This is a genomic window from Herbidospora sakaeratensis (genome assembly GCF_001570525.1).
Classification (GTDB): domain Bacteria; phylum Actinomycetota; class Actinomycetes; order Streptosporangiales; family Streptosporangiaceae; genus Herbidospora; species Herbidospora sakaeratensis.
Window position 1 is genome coordinate 318,970 of sequence record NZ_BBXC01000011.1, and the last position, 20,108, is coordinate 339,077.

The following is a 20,108-nucleotide window of genomic DNA, read 5'->3' on the forward strand; positions in this document are numbered from 1 at the left end:
GACCGCCTGCTCAACGCGATGGAGGACCCGACGGGCTGAGGACGCGATCAAGCGCCGCCCGGCCCAGCGGTCCCCAGTGCGGCTTCCCGCCGGGCAGGCCCCGGTCTCCGTTCTGCCCCATGAGCACCAGGAACAGGCTCTTCATGGCGGCCAGGCCGCGGGCCCGCCGGATCGCGGCCTCGTCGGCGTGGGCGTAGGCGTCGAAGAACCGTGCGGCCGTGCCCGCCGGGAGCAGCACCCATGCGGCGGCGAGGTCCCACGCCGGGTCGCCGGCGAACATGTCGCCGAAGTCGACGACGCCCGCGAGCGTGCCGTCCGAGACGACGACGTTGGCGGGATGAAGATCGCCGTGCACCCACACGGGCGGGCCCTCCCACGCGGGGGCCGCGATCGCGTCGTCCCAGACGTCCCGGAGGGCGGCGGCGTCATCGGGGTCGACGGCCCGGAGGAAGGTCTCGAAGCCGTCCGTGCGGTTCCCCGGATGGGCGCCACGGTCCATGGCGATCGGCGCCTCGACGTGGAGGGCCCGGAGAAAGGTCGCCAGCGTGTCGGCCGCGTGGACGCCGCGCGTGATCGAGCCGTGGTCCAGCGGCTCGCCGGGAACCCAGGTCATCACGGTCCAGTGCTTGGGGAAGCGCTCGGACGGTGCGCCGGACCGTACCGGGATCGGCACCGGAAGCGGCAGGCGCGGGGCCAGCACGGGGAGCCACCGCCGCTCCTTGAGCTGAAGCTCGGGGGTGGGGTCCATACGCTGCATGCGGACGACCAGTTCGTCCCCGAGACGCCACATCTGGTTGCCCCAGCCGCCGGGCACCTCGCGGATGGCCAGGCCCGCGAGGTCGGGATGCTGCTCCCGCAGCAGATCGCGGACCAGGTCTGCGGTGATCTCGACGGTGGTGTCGGTCATGCGAAGTCACGGTAGCGCTCGTCGTCGACGGTCCCGAAGGGGCGGCGGATAGTGGCCGCATGCCAGTGGGGTGGTGATCGCCGACACGATGCAGGGGTACCCCTGCGACTGGCTCGTCTGGGCCGACCATCTGGTCAAGGGCGGGTTCCGGGTCGCCGTCTTCGAATACGGCTTCGCGCCCCGCGCGAACGCGGGGCCGGGGAGATGACGGCCGTCGCCGCCGAGCTCAGGCGGGCCCGGGGCCCAGAAGATCGTGTACGCGGGCGGCTCGGTCGGCGGCGCGGTCGCGCTGGCCGCGGCCGCGAAGCCCGAGGACCTGTACGAGGCCACCGGCGGCAGCGAGCTGCGCGTCCACCCCGGATTGCTGCACGCGGGCGAGATGTTCAACGACCCGAAGCACGGCCCCGAGCTGCCGGCCGAGCTCGACGCGTTCCCGCAGAAGATCTAGGCGCGCCTGATCGCCTCGGCCTCCCGGTCGAGCAGGCTGCGCTCCCGCGGGGCCCACTCGGCCTCGATCCGGAAGCCGTCACCCTCGTAGCGGGGGAAGACGTGCAGGTGGAGGTGGAAGACCTCCTGGAAGGCGGCGGCGCCGTCGGCGAGGAAGACGTTCACGCCCTCGCAGCGCAGCCCGGAACGGCGCAGCGCGCGGGCCATGCGGTGGCCGATCCGCCAGACGTGCGCGCCGGTGTCCTCGTCGAGGTCTTCCAGTCCGACGGCGTGCACGCGCGGGATCACCAGCAGGTGGCCTGGGGTGACGGGCGCGATGTCCATGACGACCATCACCTGGTCGTCGGCGTAGGGGACGCTCGCCTCGGCCTCGCCGCGCACGATCGCGCAGAACACGCACTCTTCCTGAGTCACGACAGGAACTCCCGGGCGCCGCGCAGCCGCGTCTTCAGGTGACGTTGGGTCTGCGCGCAGTCGAGCCGCACGTCGCGCCGCCCCGGCAGCCCCACGTCGGCCCGCGTGCCGGACGGCAGCCGGGCCGGGTCGAGGCCGTCTCGCGCGGCGATCAGCAGGCCGAGTTCGTAGCGGCTCAGCACATCGGTGCCGGCCAGGTGGTGGACGCCCGCGCGGCCGGAGCCGGCGAGTTCGAGCAGCGCCGCCGCCAGGTCGGTGACGTGGACGGGGCAGCGCACGTCGTCGGTGAACAGGATGCCCGGCCGATCGCCCGAGGCCAGGGTGTGGACCAGGGCCTCATGGGGCGAGCCGCCGTCGCCGATGATCAGGGAGGTCCGGGCGATCACGGCGGTGGGGTTGGTCGCCTGGATGGTCACCTCGGCCGCCGCCTTCGCCGCGCCGTAGGGGCTGTCGGGGTCGGGGACGGCGTCCTCGGCGTAGGTGACCGCCGCACCGGAGAAGACGGCGTCGCTGGACACCTGCACCAGCCGGATTCCCGGCGCTGTCGCGAGGGCGACGTTGGCGGCGCCCACGGCCGTGGTGGTCCAGTCGGACTGGCGGTAGGCGGCGTTGACGACGACGTCGGGGGCGACGTCGTCGACCAGGCGGGCCACGGCGGCGCGGTCACGGATGTCGAGCGCCCGCCAGTCGACTTCGGGGGCCGCTCCCGGACGGGTGAAGCAGGTGGCGGCCACGAGGTGGCCATGGGTTGTCGCCTGCCGCACGAGTTCGGCGCCCAGGAAGCCGGTGCCGCCAACGACCAGGATCCTCATGCCAGCGACCGTAGTGGAAAACACGTTGCACGATCGGCCCGGCGGCCGGAAGGGTCGTGGGGATGCATGCCAACCAGCTGACGGTGTCGCCCCGCATGGTGCGGGCGTTGGTCGACGAGCAGTTCCCCCAGTGGCGCGACCTGCCCGTCACCGGTGTCGTCTCCCATGGCACCGTCAACGCCATCTTCCGCATCGGCGACCGCTACACCGCCCGCTTCCCCCTGCGACCGCCCGGCGGGGTCGAGCCGACCCGCCGCTGGCTGGAAGCCGAAGCCGAGGCGGCGGGCGAGCTGGCCGGGCTGACGCGGTTCCCCACGCCGGAACCGGTCGCGATCGGCGAGCCGGGGGCCGGCTATCCGGTGCCGTGGTCGGTGCAGACGTGGTTGCCCGGGGTCGTCGCCACCGACGACCATCCCGGGGAGTCGGCCGGGTTCGCGCACGACCTGGCCGATCTGGTCACCGACCTGCGGGCGATCGACACCCGGGGCCGGACCTTCTCCGGGGGCGGGCGGGGCGGGGCGATCGACGTACACGAGGAATGGGTGGAGACCTGCCTGCGGCAGAGCGAGGCGCTGCTCGACGTGCCGCGGTTGCGCAAGATGTGGGCCGACTTCCGGGTGCTGCCGCGCCGGTCGGGCGACGTGATGACCCATGGCGATCTGCTGCCCGGGAACGTGCTGGTGGCGGGCGGGCGGTTGACGGGGATCCTCGACGTCGGCGGGTTCGGGGCGGCCGATCCGGCGCTCGATCTGCTGAGCGGATGGAATCTGCTGGAAAGCGGGCCCCGTCAGGTCTTCCGCGAACTGCTCGGGGTGGACGACCTCGAATGGGAGCGGGGCAAGGCGTGGGCGTTCGTGCAGGCGATCGGGTGTGTCTGGTACTACGTGCGGAGCAATCCGGTCATGGCGCAGCTGGGAAAACGTTGCCTCGACCGGTTGCTGGCCGACGCGCGGCCCTAGCCTCAGTGGACACAAATGGCTTTACATGACCCTGCGCCCTTTTCACACTTACCAGCATGAACGCGGACGAGCGGTCATCCGGAGAACTGATAACAGAAGCCCTCCGCCTCTCGGACACCGACGACGAACGGTGGCAGATCGTCGCGACACTGCACCGGCGCGGCGACGCCGAGACCTTCGAGGCGGCGGCCCGGCTGTGCACCGGTGAGCTGGCCCGAGAGCGTGAACTCGGCGCCGACCTACTGGCCCAGCTCGGGCACCGAGACGACGTCAAGCCGTTCCTCGACCGGAGCCTGCCGATCCTGCGGGACATGGCACGGCGGGAACACGATCCTCTGGTGCTCCGTTCGGTGCTGTTCGCCCTGGGGCACCTCGGGGACGGGCGCGCTCTTCCCGAGGTGCTGAACGCGGCCGGCCATGACCACACCAGGGTTCGCTACGCCGCCGCGTGGAGCCTGCCGAATGTGATGGGCGACGATGCCGACGCCGTCGCGGCGCTGATCCGGATAAGCCGCGAATTGGACGATGACGAGAACCGGGACTGCGCGACGACCGGTCTCGCGGGGCTCGACGCGGATGACACCACCATCCGCGAGGCCCTTGTGGCCCGGCTCGACGACACAAGCGTGGTCGTGGCCGCGGAGGCGGCGTACGGCCTGGCCAGACGGGGCGACCGGCGGGCGGAACACGTCGTCCGCCGTTATCTCGCCGGGCCCCACGACGACGAATACACACGTTCGGTCATGGAATGGGCCGCCGAAGAACTCGGCCTCCCACGTACGGATGCGAGCATTTAGGGTCTCCGCATGCGCGGACTCCCCCGCCCGCTGCGGATCGTCGCCGAACCGGCCTTGTTGGTCGGCGCGTTCCTCCTCTTCTCGTTTCTGCACGCCGCGGCCGGACGAGGCGTCGCCGTCCGGGCGACCGCGAACGCGCTCACCCTTCAATCATGGGAACGCGCCCTCGGGCTGGACATCGAATCGCCCGCCAACCAGTGGCTCGTCCATCACCCGGCGCTCATCCAGCCGGCCGTGGTCTATTACCGCGGCTACTACGTCGTCCTGGCCGGCGTTCTGGTCTGGCTTTTCGTTCGCCACCGGGACGTCTACTTCAAAGCCCGCACCACCCTGTTGCTGATGGCCGCGCCCGCCCTCGTCGTGTTCTTCACGATCCCGATGTCGCCGCCGCGATTCGCCCTGCCGGGAATCGTCGACATCGTCGGGTCGAGAGGCGCGAACCTCTATTCCGCCTTTCCCAGCCTCCATTTCGGCTGGTCGCTCTGGGCCGCCTGCGCCGTCTGGGCCGCACGCCCACGCCTGGCGGTCCTGGCGTGGGCGTTTCCCGTCGGGATGGCGGTGGTGGTCGTCGTCACGGGCAACCACTACGTGCTCGACCTGGTGGCGAGCGTCGTGCTGCTCGCCGTCGCCATCGGGGTCAGGAGATGGTCAGACTCCCGTTGGAGTTCCGTGCGCACGTCACGACCGTCCGGGTAGCGGCGGTCAGCGCGCCCGAGAGGCACTGACCGAGGACGGTGTGGCCGGCGGCGTTCGGGTGCCACGACTCCTGGCAGGTCTGGAAGTAGGTCACGCAGGCGTTGGCCGCGCGCTGGATGCGGATCTTGTCCCAGCCCGACAGGCTCGTGACGTGGTTCCCGGTCGGCCCCTCCATCACCCTGACCGGCGTGGCGAGCGTGCCCGACGGGCTGCCCGGGTTCTCGCACAGGCGGGCGCCGTCGAAGGCCCGCTGCACGTCGAGCACACGCAGGTTGGCGGCCGGGCGCTCGGCGGCCAGGGTCGTGTACGCGTTCTTGACCAGGTCGCCGAGGTTGGAAGAGAAGACGTGGCCGGGGGCGAGGCTGGCGCGGTGGATGGGGCAACCGGCGGCGTACCGTTCCGCGCCCAGGTCGCGGAACTTGTCACGCGTGTCGGTGCGGCCGTCTTCGTCGCGGTACTGCGTGGCGACGTCCAGAGGCAGGGGGTTCGTGTACGTCTGGAGCACCACCTGGTGCACGCCGTCGGCGTCGACCTGGGCGAGGGTGTCGAGGATCTGCCGCAGCGCCGCGGTGGTCTCGTTGGTGGCCGTCACGACCTCCGCCGGGCTGCCGAGGTCGGACACCGTGCACGGCTCCTGCGGGACGTCTCCCCCGAGGTAGGCCCAGAACTCCCACCAGCCGGTCCAGGCGTCGGCGATGAACCGGTTGGCGCACAACGTGGCGACGTCGCCGAAGGTGAACTGGCTGTTGTTGGACCCGAGCCCGATGAGGACGACGTCGATGTCGTGCGTCTGCGCGACGGCGCGCAACTGGTCGAGCTGCGACTTCACGGTGCGGCCGTTGGGCCGGGCGCTGGAGGCGTTGGCGACGTCGTGGGGCTGCCCGCCGGAGCAGGCCAGGTTGAAGCGGTCCTGGATGCCGGGAAGGTTGGCCTTGAACAACGAGGCGTTGGCCGAGCGGTGGCAGAAGTAGGCGTTGTTGTTGGCCGCCGACCAGCCGGGGAAGCCCTGCGCGGCGCCGTTGGCGTCGACGACGGGCTGGTAGTCGCCCGCGCCTTCACCGCTGACGAAGCTGTCGCCGAGCGCGACGGCCGCGGTCGGAAGCGCGGCTTGCGCCGCACCGCTCTGGACGACGTGCAGGCCGGCCGTGGCTAAGAGGAGTGCCGTGGTGATCGCCGCTCGGCGGAGTATGCGCATGCGGAATTTCCTATCTAACCGACAGGTAATGGAGGGTATTCCGATGACAACACGACTCACTCACCGAGTCAAGATCTTGTGAAGAACGCTTCCCCAAGAAGACCGCGTATCGGCCTGATCGTCAAGAGGTGCTGTACCGTGCCGTGATGGATGCGATCGCCCTGCTCGACTGGCTGCTGGAGCACGAGGTCAACGCCCTGTTGAGAGTGGACGCCGACCGCGGCGGCGTCCGCCCGTGGACGTTTCACGCGACCAACGGCGAATGGTTCGTCCGCGTCGACGCCTTCTCGTCCGACGAATGCCTGGAGAAGGCCCTCAAAGCCCTTGCGGACCACGGCCTCGTGCCGCCCGATGCCCTGGCATATTGACGATCACCCCTTCATTCGTCTCGCGAGGAAGTCGCACTCCTCAGGCGTGTCGCGTCTCGGGTCGGCGATGCCGAGCCAGTTGGCGAACTGGCATTCTCCGTAGCGGTCCATGAAGGCGACGTAGTCGGCCGGGAGACGGATGCCGAGGACGGCGAAGAACTCGTCCCACGAAAGGGCGTCGCGGTGGCGCGGCGTCGCCGGTGGGGGGACCAGCGCGGTCAGCCGGTCGAGCGCGGAGAGATCGGGAGTCACCGTGGGCACCTTCAGGCGGCGTTGATCTGGCGGGTGATGGTCGGGTCGGTGATGGCGGTGTCGGCGGCCAGCAGCAGGGCCTTCGACAGGATGACCGACAACATGCCGCCGTCCTCCTCGAAGGGCAGGAAGACCTGGTTCCGGTCGACGCCAGGGACGATGCACAGGTAGGCATCGTTGGGTTCCATCAGGATGTTGCCCGAGCCAAGGTGGATCTTGTAGGTCCGCAGGTCGCCCCGTACCCGCAGGAAGCGGTCGGTCAGTTCGGCGCGGTCGGCGATGTGCAGTTTCGGCAGGAGGCGGGTCAGGACGTCGCGCCTCGTCGTGGCGCTCTCGGTCAGTTCGCCGAAGCCGTAGGAGTGCCAGTAGGCCTCGTGGCCGCCCATCGCCTGGGCGTCACGGCCGACCGAGGCCACCCCTACGGCCAGGTCGCATTCGCGCAGGAGCTCCGAGAAGATCAGCGGCGGGATGTCGCGCACGTCGGCCGAGAAGGTGATGCGGTCGGTGGAGCAGAGCGACGCCTGGCCTCCGTCGTCGTCGTGGTGGCTCGACGCCAGGTGCATGTCCCACCCTGCCCGCCAGCCCTTCAGGTCTCTGGTCACGGTGCACCGCTCGCCGTCGCCCGAGGAGCCGAAGTGGCCGAGGGTCAGGCCGGTCCAGCCTCGGTCGAGCAGCAGGGTCTTGGTCTGGCCGTAACGCAGGACGTGGCCGGCGAACCGGTTGGAGTAGGTGGCGGTCGCCTCCTCGGCCGGGGTCAGCAGGTAGAGCTCGCGGAAGACCTGCTTGAACGGCTGGCGCACGCCGGTCTCCAGGAGGTGGTCGCGCCAGGTCCGCACCTCGTCGGCGGTCGCGTTGACCGGATGCCACAACCTGACCGGCTCGGTCGGCGCATGGTGCTCACCGTCAAGGGTGGTGAGGGCCCAGCCGGTCTCCGTTCTGACCGGCAGGCCCGTGACGCCGTCCGCCGTCTGCCAGACCAGGGTGCGGGCGTAGTTGCCGGTGAGGGGGTGGTCGAGGAGGTGTTCGACGACCTCGTGCCACGGCCATTCGCGTTCGTGGACGAGGGCCTGTTCCAGTCGGAGCCGTTCGGCCGCCTGGGCCTGCCGGATCTCCTTGAGGACGATCTTCAGGTCGGCCAGGACGGGGTCTTTCCTGATCGCCTGCGGGGCCGACTTCACCGGCTTTCCGGCGGCGTTCACGTAGCTCAAAGTGGGGCCGTCGACGTTCAGGCGCACGAGGTGGCCGTCGATCCGCTCCTCGCGGAGGCCGTGGGCGTCGAGGCCGAAGGTCGGCACCGTGCGGTCGAGCAGCTGGTCGTGCGACAGTCCGGTCTCGTCGGCCACCGCGGCGAGCGCCTTGGTGAGATTGTTCTGTACGGATCTCGACCGCGCCTTCGACTGGATCCGGGCCAGCGGCACGATCACGCCCAGGCCGCCCCGCCGGCTCAGCACGCCGACGACCGCGTTGGCCAGCGGTTCGCAGCGGCAGGTCGAGCCCATGCCGTTGCTGCCGGTGGCGCAGGTCAGGCCGACGTTCGTGAGCAGCGAGTTCACCCAGCGGTCCTCGATCACCTGGCAGGTCCAGATGAGGCCGCGTACCGGGATGATCGTGCGTTCCTTGAGGAAACCGCCCTCGTCGTTGCGCTCGCGGTGGGCCGCCAGGCGCGTCAGCAGGTCACGGACCAGCGCGGTCGCGTCGGGGGTGAGCATCGAGGCGGCGGTCTTCAGCCATCGGGCGCTCGGTTTGGTCGAGCGTGCGGTCTTCCAGTGGCGCAGCAGCGGCAGCACCTCGACCAGGCGGTGGCCGTAGTCCTCCGCCATGAGCCGGGCGAAGGGGTCGCTCGCCCAGATCTCGTTCCTGACCACTCCGGCCGGGCCGTGCTCGGCCGGTTCGGTGATCAGCGCGTCGACCTGGTCGCCGATGGCGCCGCGGATCTTCTCCAGATGGGCATCCCACGGCGGCCTGTACCGCGAGCGGAACTCCGGGTCGAGCCAGTCGAAGACGTCGCGGCGCTCCTGGTGGTCGAAGCGGGCGGCCGCCGCGAAGGGGATGCGGAAGAACTCCTCGTATCGGATCAAGCCCGCGTCGCAGAACCATCCGGCCCGCCGGACGAGTCGGCGAAAATCGTCGAGGCTCCAGTCGATGTCGCGCTCGGCCACCGAACGCACCCGGTCCAGCACCCGTTCGTCGACGAATCCACGGCACAGCTGGAGCTGCGCCCAGTGCCCGTAGAGCGGCCAGTCGCGTTCGTCCTCGGGAAGGTGCCCCTCGTCGAAACGGAGGTAAGCCTCCCGATGCCAACTGTCGTCGTAGGTCATGAGCCGCTGGTAGAGCATGAAGATCATCGAAGCAGACCGTACCGACAGAAAACGTCCCCGCCGCTGATCGCTCAGCGGCGGGGACGCGCCGACCGCCGGGTCTCGGTGACGGAACCCGGCATCCGGTGCGGCGGCGGCCCGCCGCGCCGGACTTCTAGTCAGGCCGGTTGGCCTCGATCAGGCTGGCGGCGTCGCGGAGGAAGGTCGCCTTCACCACCGGGTCGGTGACGAGCTTGGGGTCGTCGACCGCCTCGGCGAAGCGGGTCAGCTTCTTGACGATCTTCTTCTGGTCGCGTTCGCGGCCCTTGTCCTCCGAGACCATGACCTTGGAGATGTCGTCCGCCAGCTTCAGCGCGCCGGTGGCCGACAGGGCGCCCTCGGTCTTGAAGCGCACGATCAGGGCCGCGATCTCGTCGGTCGTGGTGACCGTCGTGAACGTCAGCGACTGCTCGAACGTCGCGCCCGCCGTCGTCTCGGCCCGCACGGTCAGCAGGTGCTCGCCCAGGCCCAGCTTGTAGAGGGGCTGGATCGCGCCACTGGTCAGCGGCCGGCCGTCGAGGGTGCCGGTCACGGTCTTCACGCCGTTTCCGGTCACGTCCCAGCCGATGGTGAGGTCCTGGCTGTCGCCGTACGACGCGCCGTCCTCGACGCCCGAGATGAGGATGGTGTTGCCGGTCTGCGGGATCGAGCCGTACACCTTCATCTCGTAGATCGAGTAGCCCCACTGGCCCGACTTCGTGACGCCCTGCATCCGGAGGAACCGGGTGTCGGTGTTCAGGTCGATGACGTCGGAGCCGCCGTTGCTCGCGGTCTCGGTGAACGCGTCGGTCCACGCCTGGCCGTCGGGTGAGGTCTGGATCTTGTAGCCCCTGGCGTAGGAGTCCTCCCAGTCGATGGCCACGCGGTAGACCCGGTAGGTCTCCCCGAGGTCCACCTGGAGCCAGTTGTCGGCCGCCTCGCTGGCGCTCCACCTGCTGGAGCCGTCGCCGTCGAAGGCCGCGGCGGCGGTCTGCGAGGCGTTGGAGGCCGACGACGCGAGCGCCGTCTTGCCGAGCGCGATGTTCGGCGCCTCCTGGCCGTAGACCTCGAACTCGTAGAGCGAGTAGCCCCACTGCGTGGCCTTCTCGACGCCCTGCATCCGGACGTACCGGGCCTGGGCGTTGACCGGGATCTTCTCGGTGCCGCCGGCTCCGGCGTTCTGGGTGAACACGTCGGTCCAGCCCTGGCCGTCCATCGACACCTGGAGTTTGTACTTCTTCGCGTACGCCGCCTCCCAGAAGAGGTCGACCTCGGTGAGGGCGTAGACGCCGCCCAGGTCGACCTGCACCCAGTTGGCCGGGTCCTCCCCGGCGGCCCAGCGGGAGACCGGGTCGCCGTCGAACGCCTTGGCGGAGGCCTGGTCGGCGTTCGACTGCGACGACGCCGTGGCCGTCTTGTTCAGGGCCAGGTTCACCCGGCTGACGTCGCGCAGCGTCAGGTCGAGCGTGACCGGCTGGCCCGCCTTCAGGGGCACCACCCTCGCGATGCCGCCCAGCGGCGAGTCCTGCACGGTCGCGCCGGTGATCTGCTCGATGCCGGCCCGCTGGATCAGGGTGAGGTTCTGGTCGACGTCGGAGGTGATGGTCACGCGCGCCTTATGCGCGTCGAGGTCCCAGGAGAGCTGGTCGATCGTGAAGCGGCTCTTGCCCTTCAGGCCCGAGATGCTGCCCTTCTTCAGACCCTTCGGAAGGGCCGGGAGCAGTTCCAGCGAACCCGGGTCGCTGAGCGCCAGCATCTCCATCATGATCGTGGGCACCGAGTTGACCACGTCGGTCGCGAAGACGCCCTTGTTGTTGTAGTGGCTGGTCGCGAGGCTGCTGTAGTAGTAGTCGTCCTTCGCGAAGCGCATCAGCTTCGCGTTGACCGAGGCGGCGTCGTTGAGGTTGGCGGCGATCAGGGCGCCGTGCAGCAGGCCGTGGCCGGCGTTCTCGTAGGTGCCGCCGTCCTTCTTCTGCAGGAAGACCTTGGCCGCGTCGTACAGGGGCTTGCTCTTCTCGGGGGTGACCTCGCCGTAGGGCCAGACCGGCATCAGGCCGCTGGAGTGGCGGTGCTGGTAGGCGTTCTTGTTCGCCAGGTCGGGCCAGGCCCACTCGGCCAGCGCGCCGTCGTTGTTGACCAGGTAGGGCGGAAGGTGGTCGAGCTTCTCCTGCCAGACCGGGATCTTGTCGGCGTCCCTGCCCAGCGTCTTGCTGGTGGCGATCAGGGTTTCCAGTGCGAACCGGGCGCCGGAGATGTCGTACACGGAGTTGACGCTCAGCGGGACCCCGCCCGCCGGACGGTTCTCGGGGGAGATCGACCCGGCGAAGACGTACTTGCCATTTTGATCTTTGGAGACCAGGAAGTCCTCGTAGAAGTCGCCCATGTCCCTGATCAGCGGGTAGTACTGCTGCTCCAGGAAGGTGCGGTCGCCGCTGATCTGGTAGTACTCCCAGAACGGGTAGAGCAGCCACGACTCGCCGCCCGTGACGTACTGGTACGGGTAGTCGAAGTTGATGTTGGAGATCAGGCCCTCGCCGTTGGGCGTGTTGCCGCCCGTCAGCATGCCGCGAGTGCCGAGCAGCTTCTGAGCGTTCACCCGGAAGTCTTTCTGCCAGGCCTTGTTGATCGCCCAGTAGCCCCGCATGACCTCGGGCAGGTCGCCGATGTTGCCGCCGGAGATCTGCAGGTTGAGGTTGGCGTCGAGGTGGTAGTAGCCGTCCCAGCCGACGTTGCTGTCGCCGGTCCAGTTGCCGAGCAGGTCGGGCGGCGCGGTCGCGCTGCTCGATCCGATCAGGTGGTAGCGGCCCGAGTTGAACATGCGCTCGAACAGGGCCAGGTTGGGCGTGACCGAGGTCTTCTGCTCGGCGAGCAGGTCCTCGTTCGACTTCGAGCGGTCGGCCGCCGAGGCGTTGAAGTCGACGGCGACACGGTCGAACATCTCGCTGTGCTTGGCGACGTGCCGGTCGCGCAGCACCGCGTAGTCACCCGGCAGCGCGGCCAGTCGGGCCTGGAGCAGGTTCTTGTTCCAGTCCTGCTCGGCGGGCACGCCGCCTTCGTAGGTGCCGTCGTAGCGCTGGGTCAGGGTGAGCAGCAGGACGTAGGTCGCCCCGCTCACCTGCACCTCGTCGCCGACCTTCGACCGCACGCCGTCGGTGACGATGCGCGTGACGCCCTCGTATCCGGCGTTGTAGCTGCCGTTCGGGTACTTCACCCGCAGGTTGAGGAAGTCGGTCGAGCTGTTTTGAGTCGCCACCAGGCCCTTGTTGAGCAGGTTCATCCCGGGGTCGATCGACAGGCCGAGCCGCACGTCGAGCCGCTGTCCCGACGGCGCGGGCAGGTACTGCACGGCCACGTGGTCGGTCTGCGACACGAACGCGTCGCGCCGCCAGTCGCCCTTGTCGTCGGTCCAGTTCACCGACACGACGCCGGCCGAGTAGTCGGTCGAACGGACGTAGTTGGCGACCTCGCCCGAACCGGCCGTCCGCAGGGTCATCTTGAAGCCGGGGTGCTTGGACCCCTCGCCGCCGCCCTGGTAACCCTGGACGTCGGCCGCGAGCTGGTTGGCCTGCTGGTACTGGCCGCCGATCAGCAGGTCGCGGATACGCTGCAGGTTGCCCTGGCTGACGGTGTTGAAGGTCCGGTGGGGGCGGGCCTCGGTCCGGGCCATGAAGAAGTCGCGGTCGGTGAAGACCGTCGTCTCGTCTCGCGGGTCGCCGAAGACGATGAGCCCCTGCTTGCCGTCACCGGCGAGCAGCCCCTCCTCCCAGTCGGCGTAGGTCTTCGGGTAGGTCGTCGACAGAGCCCGCGTGGCCGGGTTGCCCGGGGTCGTGAAGGTCCTGCTCAAGGCGGTGCCGCCGACCGGGACGACCTTGATCGTGTAGGTCTGGCCCGGCGACAGTCCCGTCAGGTCCACGGAACGGGCGTCCGCGCCCAGCGTCGCCTTGAGCGCCGCCCCGAGGTAGACCGCGTAACCCGTCACCGTGCCGGACGCGGCGGGCCAGGTGGCGGTGCCCGCGGTGCCCGTCAGGTTCGAGATCGAGATCTGCGCCGAGGAGGGCCAGGCAGGGCCGGGGTCGGCGGGCTTCGCCTTTCCGTACACCTCGAACTCGAAGAGCGACAGGCCCCACTGGGTGGCGGCCTTGACGCCCTGGACCCGGAAGAAGCGGCCCTCGACCGGCTGGGCGAAGGTGATCTCGTCGGTTCCCCCGTCGCCGGTCTGCGTGGACACGTCGGTCCACTGCGTGCCGTCGGCGGAGGTCTGGATCTTGTACTGGGACGCGTAAGCCGCCTCCCACTTCAGGACCACCCGGTCGACGAGCTGCGACGTGCCGGTGTCGACCTGGAGCCACTGCGTGTCGCCGCCGTCGGAACCCCACCGGGTCGCGTCGTTGCCGTCGAAGGCGCGGAACGCCGAGCGGTCGTTCTGCGGCTGGCTGTTCACCGGCCCGCTGCCGTCGTTCGACTGCGAGGAGGCCGTGTAGGACGAGGGCGCCAGGTTCAGCGCGAGGTTGACCGGGACCTCCGGCTGCACAGGGGTGCCGTAGACCTCGAACTCGTAGATCGAATATCCGTACTGGGTCTGCGGGAGCACACCCTGCATGCGCACGTACCGCGCCTGCTCGCGCACCTGGACCGTCTCCACGCCGCCGGCCCCGGTGGTGGTGGAGAAGGCGTCGGTGAAGTGCTCGCCGTCGTCCGAGATCTGGAGCTTGTACGACCTCCCGTAGGCCGCCTCCCACTGGAGCACCACGCGCGAGACGTCGTAGACGTCGCCGAGGTCGACCTGCACCCACGCGTTCGGGTCGTTGCTGTGGTCGCTCGACCAGCGTGAGGAGCCGTTGCCGTCGATGGCGTTCTTGGCGACGTACGTGCCGTCCTCGTAGGAGGCGGTCGCCTTCGCGTCGGCGCCCCGCGACAGGTTCGTCGGCACGTCGGTCGGCGGCGCGGGCGGCTCCGGCACGGTCTGGCCCGCTGGGGGCCACAACACGAAGGAGTTGGCGCCCTGCTTGGCCTCGGCGAACGGCCCGGCGACCCCGCTGAACGGCTTGCCGAAGAAGTCGGTGGTCACGTCGGCCGCGATCGACTCGTTGGCGAGCGGGATGACGCCGACCCGGGCGCGGGTCGCCGGGGTGGCCCCGGTGCCGCCGGTCAGCGTGAAGTCGAGCTTGACGCCGGTGTTGGTCGCCGCGACCGCGACGTTCGAGAGCGCGCCGGTGGCGTTGCCCTCCTTCACGTGCGTCTTGTTCGTCGCGTCGGCGGGCAGCGTCATGCCCTGGACCAGGTTGTTGAACCAGAAGAACTTCTGGACCGGGTTGGGCGCGCTGGTCTCGTTCATCGTGCCGGGCTGGAAGTAGTAGTTGTCCCGGCCGCCGCCGTCGACCGCGAAGCGCCCGCTGTCGAGGAAGAGGTTGTTGGCGTAGACGACGCCGGTCGCGTCGAGCATGCGGATGTCGTTGTCGCCGATGAAGACGTTGTTGTCGACGAGGATCGGGCCGTGCACCGCCTCGGCGTAGTAGCCCCACGGCGCGTTCATCACGACGTTGCCGGTGACCCGGACGTTCTGGTTGCCCCAGTCGGTCCAGATGCCGGCCGAGTTGCCGCCCTTGGAGTTGCGGACGTAGTTCCCCTTGATCAGGCCCTCGTTCATGTAGTGGACCTTGATCGGGGCCGTCTCGGCGCCGCTGAACTCGCCCCGGTAGTTGGTGTCCTCGATCAGGTTGTAGAGGAGCTCGGAGTTCCACGAGAACACGCCCGCGATGCCCGACTGCCCGGCCTTGCCGATGTAGTTGTTGCGGACGATGTGCGAGCCGTACTTCGCGGTGTCGCGGAAGTTCGTGCGGGTCGTGCCGGGCCGGTTGCCGGCCCACTCGTCGCAGCCGAGGCCGATGTCGATGGCGATCGTGCGGGCGTTGATCACCTTGTTCTGCTCGATGATCCAGCGCAGGCCGCCGTTGACGCTGATCGCGCCGGCCTGGCGGCGTTCGGGGCTGCTCGGGAAGTCGGAGTAGGTGCCGGCCGCGTGCTTGACCGTGAAGCCGTGGACGGTGACGTAGCCCAGCCCCCACGCCTCCGGCGCGAAGACCTGGCGGCGCACGTTGATCTCGGCCAGCTTGGCGTTCGGGTCGGCGCCGTCGAAGTTGGCGTAGATCGTGGTGCTGCCGCCGCCGGCCTCGGCGAACCAGGTGTTCCCCGCCGACGTGACCGCGCTCAGCGAGGGCTTCTGGTAGTACGCCTGCTCGTTGAGGTAGACGTCACCGGCGCTGTAGCCGGGGAACGAGCCGCCCTCGCCGCCCTGCCACTGCTTGGCGGTGTAGGGGTTGAACGCGCCGAAGTAGGAGTCGGGGAGGGTGACCTTCCAGACGTCGCCGCTCTGCCGCGTCCAGGTGTCGATCTCCTCCGAACCCTTGATCGTCACCTCGCCGTCACCGGCGCTGGTGTACGTGATGCGGGCGTCCTCGCCGGTGCCGCCGCGCGCCGGGCGCACCCACTCGCGGTAGAGACCGGCGTGCACGACGACGGTGTCGCCGGGCTGGGCCTCCTGGGCGGCCTTGTTGATGGTGAGGTAGGGCGCCTGGGCGGTGCCCGCGTTGGTGTCGTCGCCGGTCTTCGCCACGTGCAGCTGGCGCGCGGCGGCCGCGTGCGTCGGCGTGACCGTCGTCGCGACCAGGACGGCGCTTATCAGGCCGCCGAGTATGGCCTTGAGTTTCATCGGTTTCCTTTGCGATGCGGCCCGGTGACCTCTCCGAAGGACCGGACCGATGCGTCGAGCAGGGGGTGAGGGAGAACGGCATGGCCGATTTCATGACCGTCTCGGCGGGTGACTCTGAAGGTGTGGCTCTCGCCGGGCAGCAGGGTGACGAGAGCGGTGTCCACGTGGAGCGTGTGCGGTTCGAGGCCGAGGTGACCGGCGAGCCGGTCGGCGGCCACGCACACGTCGCGCAGCGTGGTCACGGCGGTGACCGTGACGTGCAGTTCGCCGTCGGCGACGGTGACGCCGACGGTCCGTTCGGGCCGCGGAGCGGTCTGCTCGCGGTCGGGCCGGAAAGCCCAGGTGGTACGCGTCCCGTCGGCCTCGATCAGCAGGATCTCGGCGGCGGGGTCGTCGGGGGTCAGGTCGAGGGCGTGCTTCACCAGGTCTCCGGCGGGGCACCTCATGGGGATCGCCACGGAGGCGAGCTCCCGGCCGTCGAGACGCACCCGCCTGACGACGACCTCGGTCTCCCAGTCGGCGGCCGTGTCGTTGACCAGCACGAGTTCCAGGCCGGCGTCCCCGGTCGGGTCGTGGGTCGGGCCCGGATTCACCGGCTGCACGGTCACCAGCCGGGGGGCGAAGGCGTGGCGGAGGGCGTACCAGAGCGGCTTCTCGATGCCCGCGCCGTCGACGGCCGACCAGCTGATCACCGGCCAGCAGTCGTTGAGCTGCCAGACCACCGCGCCCGCGCACCGTTCCCGCGACCGCAACCACTCGACCCCGGCCGCGACCGCGCGGGCCTGCACGATCTGCGTCGCGAAGTGCCAGTCGGCGTCGCTGCGCGGCGCGGGCACGTGGGGCTGGAGACCGCGGGTCAGCTTGTGCAGGCCGTCGATGGCGCGCAGGTGGTGCCTGGTCAGCGGCGAGCCGGGACCCGGGGTCTCCCCCGGCACCACCCGCTGGAGCGTGGTCCAGGCGGGCGGGCCGCACCAGCCCATCTCCGACACGAACGACGGGTCGTGGTAGCGGTAGTGGACGTAGTCGCGCTCGTTCCAGGCGTCCCACAGATGGCTGATGCCGTGGGTGTCGGCGGCGGGGTCGCGGTCGATCGAGCCCGACCAGGGCGAGTTCGCCACGTAGGGACGGGTCGGGTCGAGCCGTTCGAGCACCTTCGGCAGCAGGTCGAGGTAGTAGCGGGCGCCCCACCCCCTGACCCCGACCTGATCGGCCCAGCCCCAGTGGTGCCAGCCGAGCACGGTCTCGTTGCCGCCGCACCAGATCACCATGCTGGGGTGCGCGGCCATCCGGGCGACGGCCTGCTCGGCCTCGGCGGTGACCAGCTCGACCATCTCGTCGTCCTCGCAGTACGCGGCGCACGCGAAGAGGAAGTCGTGCCACACCAGGACGCCACGCTCGTCGCACGCGTCGAGGAACTCCTCCGAGACGAAGTGACCCCCGCCCCAGACCCGCAGCAGGTTCGCGTTCCCGGCGACGGCCTGGTCGATGCGCCGCGCGGTCCGCTCGGGGGTGGCCCGGCTGGCGAAGGTGTCGTCGGGGATCCAGTTGTAGCCCCGGATCTTGACCTTCGTCCCGTTCACGACCAGCGCCCAGCGGGTGCCGAGCTCGTCGGGGCTCTCGTCGACCTCGACGCTGCGCAGCCCGAGGCGGGTCGACACGGCGTCGACGTCGCCGAGCGTCACGTCCAGGCGGTAGAGCGGCTGGGCGCCCAGCCCGACGGGCCACCAGAGCTGGGGGTCGTCGACCTCCACGAGCAGCCGGGCCTCGTCGCCCTCGACGAAGCCGATCGCCGCCCGCACCCGCCCGGACGGATCGGTCAGCTCGGCCCGGACCTCGGCGCCCTCCGGCGCGTCGACCCGCACCCGCACGTCGACCAGGGCCGTCCCGCCCGTCAGCGTGACCAGGGGCCGGACGTGGTCGATGCGGGCCGGGTACGTCTCCAGCCGGATGTCCCGCCAGATCCCGGCCGTGACGAAGTGGGGACCCCAGTCCCAGCCGAAGTTCGCCGCCGCCTTGCGGACGTGGGCGTAGGGCTCGTCGTAGGGGCTGGGCAGCGGGCCGTGCTCGTGTTCGTGCGCGAGCGCCGCCTCCCAGGCGGAGGCGAACCGGATCTCGATCGTGTTCTCGCCGTCGACGAGCACGTCGTCGACCCGCCAGCGGTAGGCGAGGTGCTGGTCGCGCGCGCTGCCGACCTTCAGCCCGTTCACGTGGACGTCGGCGATGGTGTCGAGGCCGTCGGCCACCAGGTCGGTGCGGCCGCCCTTCACGTGCCGGAAGGTGCGGCGGTAGACCCACTGCGAATGGCCGACCCAGTGTTGCGCCAGTTCGTTGAGGCCCACGGCAGGGTCGTCGAGCAGCCCGGCCGCCATCAGGGCGGTGTGCACCTCGCCCGGCACGGTGGCCGGGATCGTGATCGAGCGTTCGGGACCCGGGCCGCCGGCCCAGGTCAGTTCCCACACGCCGCCGAGGTCGCGGCGGACGGCGGTCGACGTTTCGGTTGTCTGTGTCATCCCTTGACCGCCCCCGCGGTGAGTGCTTCCTGCATACGACGGTTGAGCAGCGCGTACGCGACGTACACCGGCGACACGGTGAGCACGGTGCCCGCGGCGAGCACGCCGAGGTCGGTCGCGTCGGAGAGCAGAGTCGGCAGAGCGACCTGCACGGTCCGGACGTCCGGCGCGGTGCCGGTGATCGTCAGGGCGAACAGGTACTCGTTCCAGAAGGTGAGGAGTTGGAGGATGGCCACGCTGACCACCCCGGGCATCGCGATCGGCACGTAGACCCTGGTCAGCAGCGTCCAGTGGCCGGCGCCCTCCATCGCGGCCGACTCCGCCAGGGCGGGCGGCACGGTCAGCATGAACTGCGTCAGCAGCAGCACCGACAACGGCAGCGCGCTGGCCGGGAGGAAGAGCATCTGGAACTCGCGGGTGCCGTACAGGCCCAGTTCGATGGCCAGCACCACGGTCGGGATCAGCGCCGCGAACGGCGGGATGAGGAACCCGGCCGAGAACGTGCCGGTGACGACTCTCGCGAGCCGGTTGCCGGTCCGGGCCAGCGCGTAGGCGGCGGGCACGGCCAGCACCAGCGTCAACACGATCGCCACGCCCGACACCAGCACCGAGTTGAGCAGCGCCGGGCCGAGCCGCGCGGTCTCCCACGCTTCTGCCAGGTTCTGCCAGAGCCACCGGGACGGCAGCGCGAACGGCTTGGTGAAGATCTCGATGTTGGTCTTGAACGCGCTGATCGCCAGGTAGTAGAGCGGCACCGCCAGGATCAGCGCGTAGAGCCACGACAGGACGGTCGCGAAGCGGGGCTTCACCGGCTCTCCTCCTTCGTCCGGAACAGGGCCCTGATCAGCACCATCCCGGCGACGCCGACCAGCAGCAGCACCACGCCGACGACCTGGCTGTAGCCGAGGTCGCGCTGTGAGAAGGCCTTGGCGTAGACGAGGTAGGACAACGTCGTCGACGAGGTGCCCGGCCCGCCCTTGGTGAGCAGCAGGATCAGCGCGGCCGACGTGAACAGCGTCCAGAGGAACTGGAGCATCGTCAGCGTGCGGACGTAGTCCTTCACCATCGGGAACGCGACCCGCCACATGGTGCGGAAGCGGCCCGCGCCGTCGATCTGCGCGGCCTCCAGCACCTCGCCGTCGAGGCTGGCCAGCCGGGCCGCGAACAGCACGGCGGTCCAGCCGACGCCGCGCCACAGGTCGACGGCGATGAGGGCCGGGAGCGCGGTGGCCGGGTCGGCCAGCCACGCGGTGGCCAGCGAGTCGAGCCCGACCGCGCCGAGCAGGCCGTTGACGCCGCCGTTGGGCGACAACACGCCGTAGAAGATCATGCCGGTGGTGGAGATCGAGATGAGGCCGGGCGAGAAGTAGAGCACCGACAGGAGCCGGTAGCCGCGCGGCCGGGTGTTCAGGTGGTAGCCGAGCATGAAGGCCAGCGGGATCATCACCGGGATCGCGACGGCGACCTGGATGAGGCTGTTGCGGACGGCAGCGTGGAAGGTCGGGTCCTGGAAGACCTTGGTGACGTTGTCGAGGCCGATGTACGTCGGCTCGTACAGCAGCCCCTTCCACTTCAGCGTGGCGATGACGAACATCGCGGCGAGCGGGCCGACGGAGAAGACGGCGAACCAGAGGAGCGAGGGAACGGTCAGCCACAGCAGGCGGGACCTGGGCATGTGAATCCTTGAAGCGGGGTGGGGCCGCCGC

At 69.9% G+C, this 20,108-nt stretch carries 16 protein-coding genes; 6 read left to right on the top strand and 10 right to left on the bottom strand.

The features are described 5' to 3' along the window. Nucleotides 1-10: 10 nt before the first annotated feature. Complete coding sequence (locus AW271_RS17560; protein ID WP_062338053.1) at nucleotides 11-907, bottom strand: aminoglycoside phosphotransferase family protein; 897 nt, start codon at nucleotides 905-907, stop codon at nucleotides 11-13. A gap of 70 nt (nucleotides 908-977) precedes the next feature. Here AW271_RS17560 and AW271_RS39760 point away from each other — a divergent pair, with 70 nt between their 5' ends. Then, nucleotides 978-1,115 carry a hypothetical protein gene (locus AW271_RS39760; protein WP_157554285.1) on the top strand — a complete coding sequence of 46 codons (138 nt, stop codon included), beginning with the start codon at nucleotides 978-980 and terminating at the stop codon, nucleotides 1,113-1,115. 45 nt (nucleotides 1,116-1,160) lie between these two features. Next, nucleotides 1,161-1,355, top strand: coding sequence for a hypothetical protein (locus AW271_RS17565; protein WP_062338055.1), 195 nt, complete (start codon nucleotides 1,161-1,163; stop codon nucleotides 1,353-1,355). Here AW271_RS17565 and AW271_RS17570 read toward each other — a convergent pair. Then, nucleotides 1,352-1,768 carry an HIT family protein gene (locus AW271_RS17570; protein ID WP_062338058.1) on the bottom strand — a complete coding sequence of 139 codons (417 nt, stop codon included), beginning with the start codon at nucleotides 1,766-1,768 and terminating at the stop codon, nucleotides 1,352-1,354. The two genes, AW271_RS17565 and AW271_RS17570, sit on opposite strands and share 4 nt — an antisense overlap. Then, nucleotides 1,765-2,580 (bottom strand): SDR family oxidoreductase, encoded by an 816-nt coding sequence (locus tag AW271_RS17575; protein WP_062338061.1) that lies wholly within the window; start codon nucleotides 2,578-2,580, stop codon nucleotides 1,765-1,767. Before AW271_RS17575 ends, AW271_RS17570 begins: the two co-directional genes overlap by 4 nt. A gap of 62 nt (nucleotides 2,581-2,642) precedes the next feature. Here AW271_RS17575 and AW271_RS17580 point away from each other — a divergent pair, with 62 nt between their 5' ends. From AW271_RS17580 to AW271_RS17590, 3 genes are read left to right on the top strand one after another with little or no spacing between them, the layout of a single operon-like run. Beyond that, nucleotides 2,643-3,539: an aminoglycoside phosphotransferase family protein gene (locus tag AW271_RS17580; RefSeq protein WP_062338062.1), complete on the top strand. Its 897-nt coding sequence runs from the start codon at nucleotides 2,643-2,645 to the stop codon at nucleotides 3,537-3,539. Nucleotides 3,540-3,595: 56 nt separating this feature from the next. After that, entirely contained in the window at nucleotides 3,596-4,336 is a 741-nt protein-coding gene (locus AW271_RS17585) for a HEAT repeat domain-containing protein (protein ID WP_063818012.1), read from the top strand. Nucleotides 4,337-4,345: 9 nt separating this feature from the next. Next, on the top strand, nucleotides 4,346-5,032 hold the full coding sequence (locus tag AW271_RS17590; RefSeq protein WP_063818013.1) for a phosphatase PAP2 family protein: 687 nt from the start codon (nucleotides 4,346-4,348) through the stop codon (nucleotides 5,030-5,032). On the opposite strand, the gene AW271_RS17595 is transcribed toward AW271_RS17590, so the two are convergent. Then, the gene (locus AW271_RS17595; RefSeq protein WP_062338064.1) at nucleotides 4,974-6,227 is read right to left on the bottom strand and encodes an SGNH/GDSL hydrolase family protein; all 1,254 of its coding nucleotides are present in this window, start codon (nucleotides 6,225-6,227) and stop codon (nucleotides 4,974-4,976) included. The genes AW271_RS17590 and AW271_RS17595 overlap by 59 nt on opposite strands. Nucleotides 6,228-6,373: 146 nt before the next feature. On the opposite strand from AW271_RS17595, the gene AW271_RS17600 reads away from it, so the two are divergent. After that, nucleotides 6,374-6,595: a hypothetical protein gene (locus tag AW271_RS17600; protein ID WP_063818024.1), complete on the top strand. Its 222-nt coding sequence runs from the start codon at nucleotides 6,374-6,376 to the stop codon at nucleotides 6,593-6,595. Nucleotides 6,596-6,598: 3 nt separating this feature from the next. Here the strand turns inward: AW271_RS17600 and AW271_RS17605 are convergent, their stop codons facing one another. The 6 genes from AW271_RS17605 to AW271_RS17630 all read right to left on the bottom strand — a co-directional run bounded on the left by AW271_RS17605 (nucleotide 6,599) and on the right by AW271_RS17630 (nucleotide 20,077). Next, nucleotides 6,599-6,847: a hypothetical protein gene (locus AW271_RS17605; RefSeq protein ID WP_157554287.1), complete on the bottom strand. Its 249-nt coding sequence runs from the start codon at nucleotides 6,845-6,847 to the stop codon at nucleotides 6,599-6,601. Nucleotides 6,848-6,858: 11 nt separating this feature from the next. Beyond that, nucleotides 6,859-9,192, bottom strand: coding sequence for a DUF4132 domain-containing protein (locus tag AW271_RS17610; protein WP_062338070.1), 2,334 nt, complete (start codon nucleotides 9,190-9,192; stop codon nucleotides 6,859-6,861). Between the two features lie 127 nt (nucleotides 9,193-9,319). Then, nucleotides 9,320-15,892, bottom strand: a complete 6,573-nt coding sequence (locus tag AW271_RS38560) for a discoidin domain-containing protein (protein WP_083976777.1) — start codon at nucleotides 15,890-15,892, stop codon at nucleotides 9,320-9,322. Further along, a complete protein-coding gene (locus tag AW271_RS17620; RefSeq protein WP_218008080.1) occupies nucleotides 15,889-18,402 on the bottom strand; it encodes a glycoside hydrolase family 2 protein in 2,514 nt (837 codons plus the stop codon). Before AW271_RS17620 ends, AW271_RS38560 begins: the two co-directional genes overlap by 4 nt. Continuing rightward, nucleotides 18,399-19,211 (bottom strand): carbohydrate ABC transporter permease, encoded by an 813-nt coding sequence (locus AW271_RS17625; protein WP_062338072.1) that lies wholly within the window; start codon nucleotides 19,209-19,211, stop codon nucleotides 18,399-18,401. Before AW271_RS17625 ends, AW271_RS17620 begins: the two co-directional genes overlap by 4 nt. Further along, nucleotides 19,208-20,077: a carbohydrate ABC transporter permease gene (locus AW271_RS17630; protein ID WP_083976779.1), complete on the bottom strand. Its 870-nt coding sequence runs from the start codon at nucleotides 20,075-20,077 to the stop codon at nucleotides 19,208-19,210. The genes AW271_RS17625 and AW271_RS17630 overlap by 4 nt, the downstream gene beginning before the upstream one ends. Nucleotides 20,078-20,108: the final 31 nt, after the last annotated feature.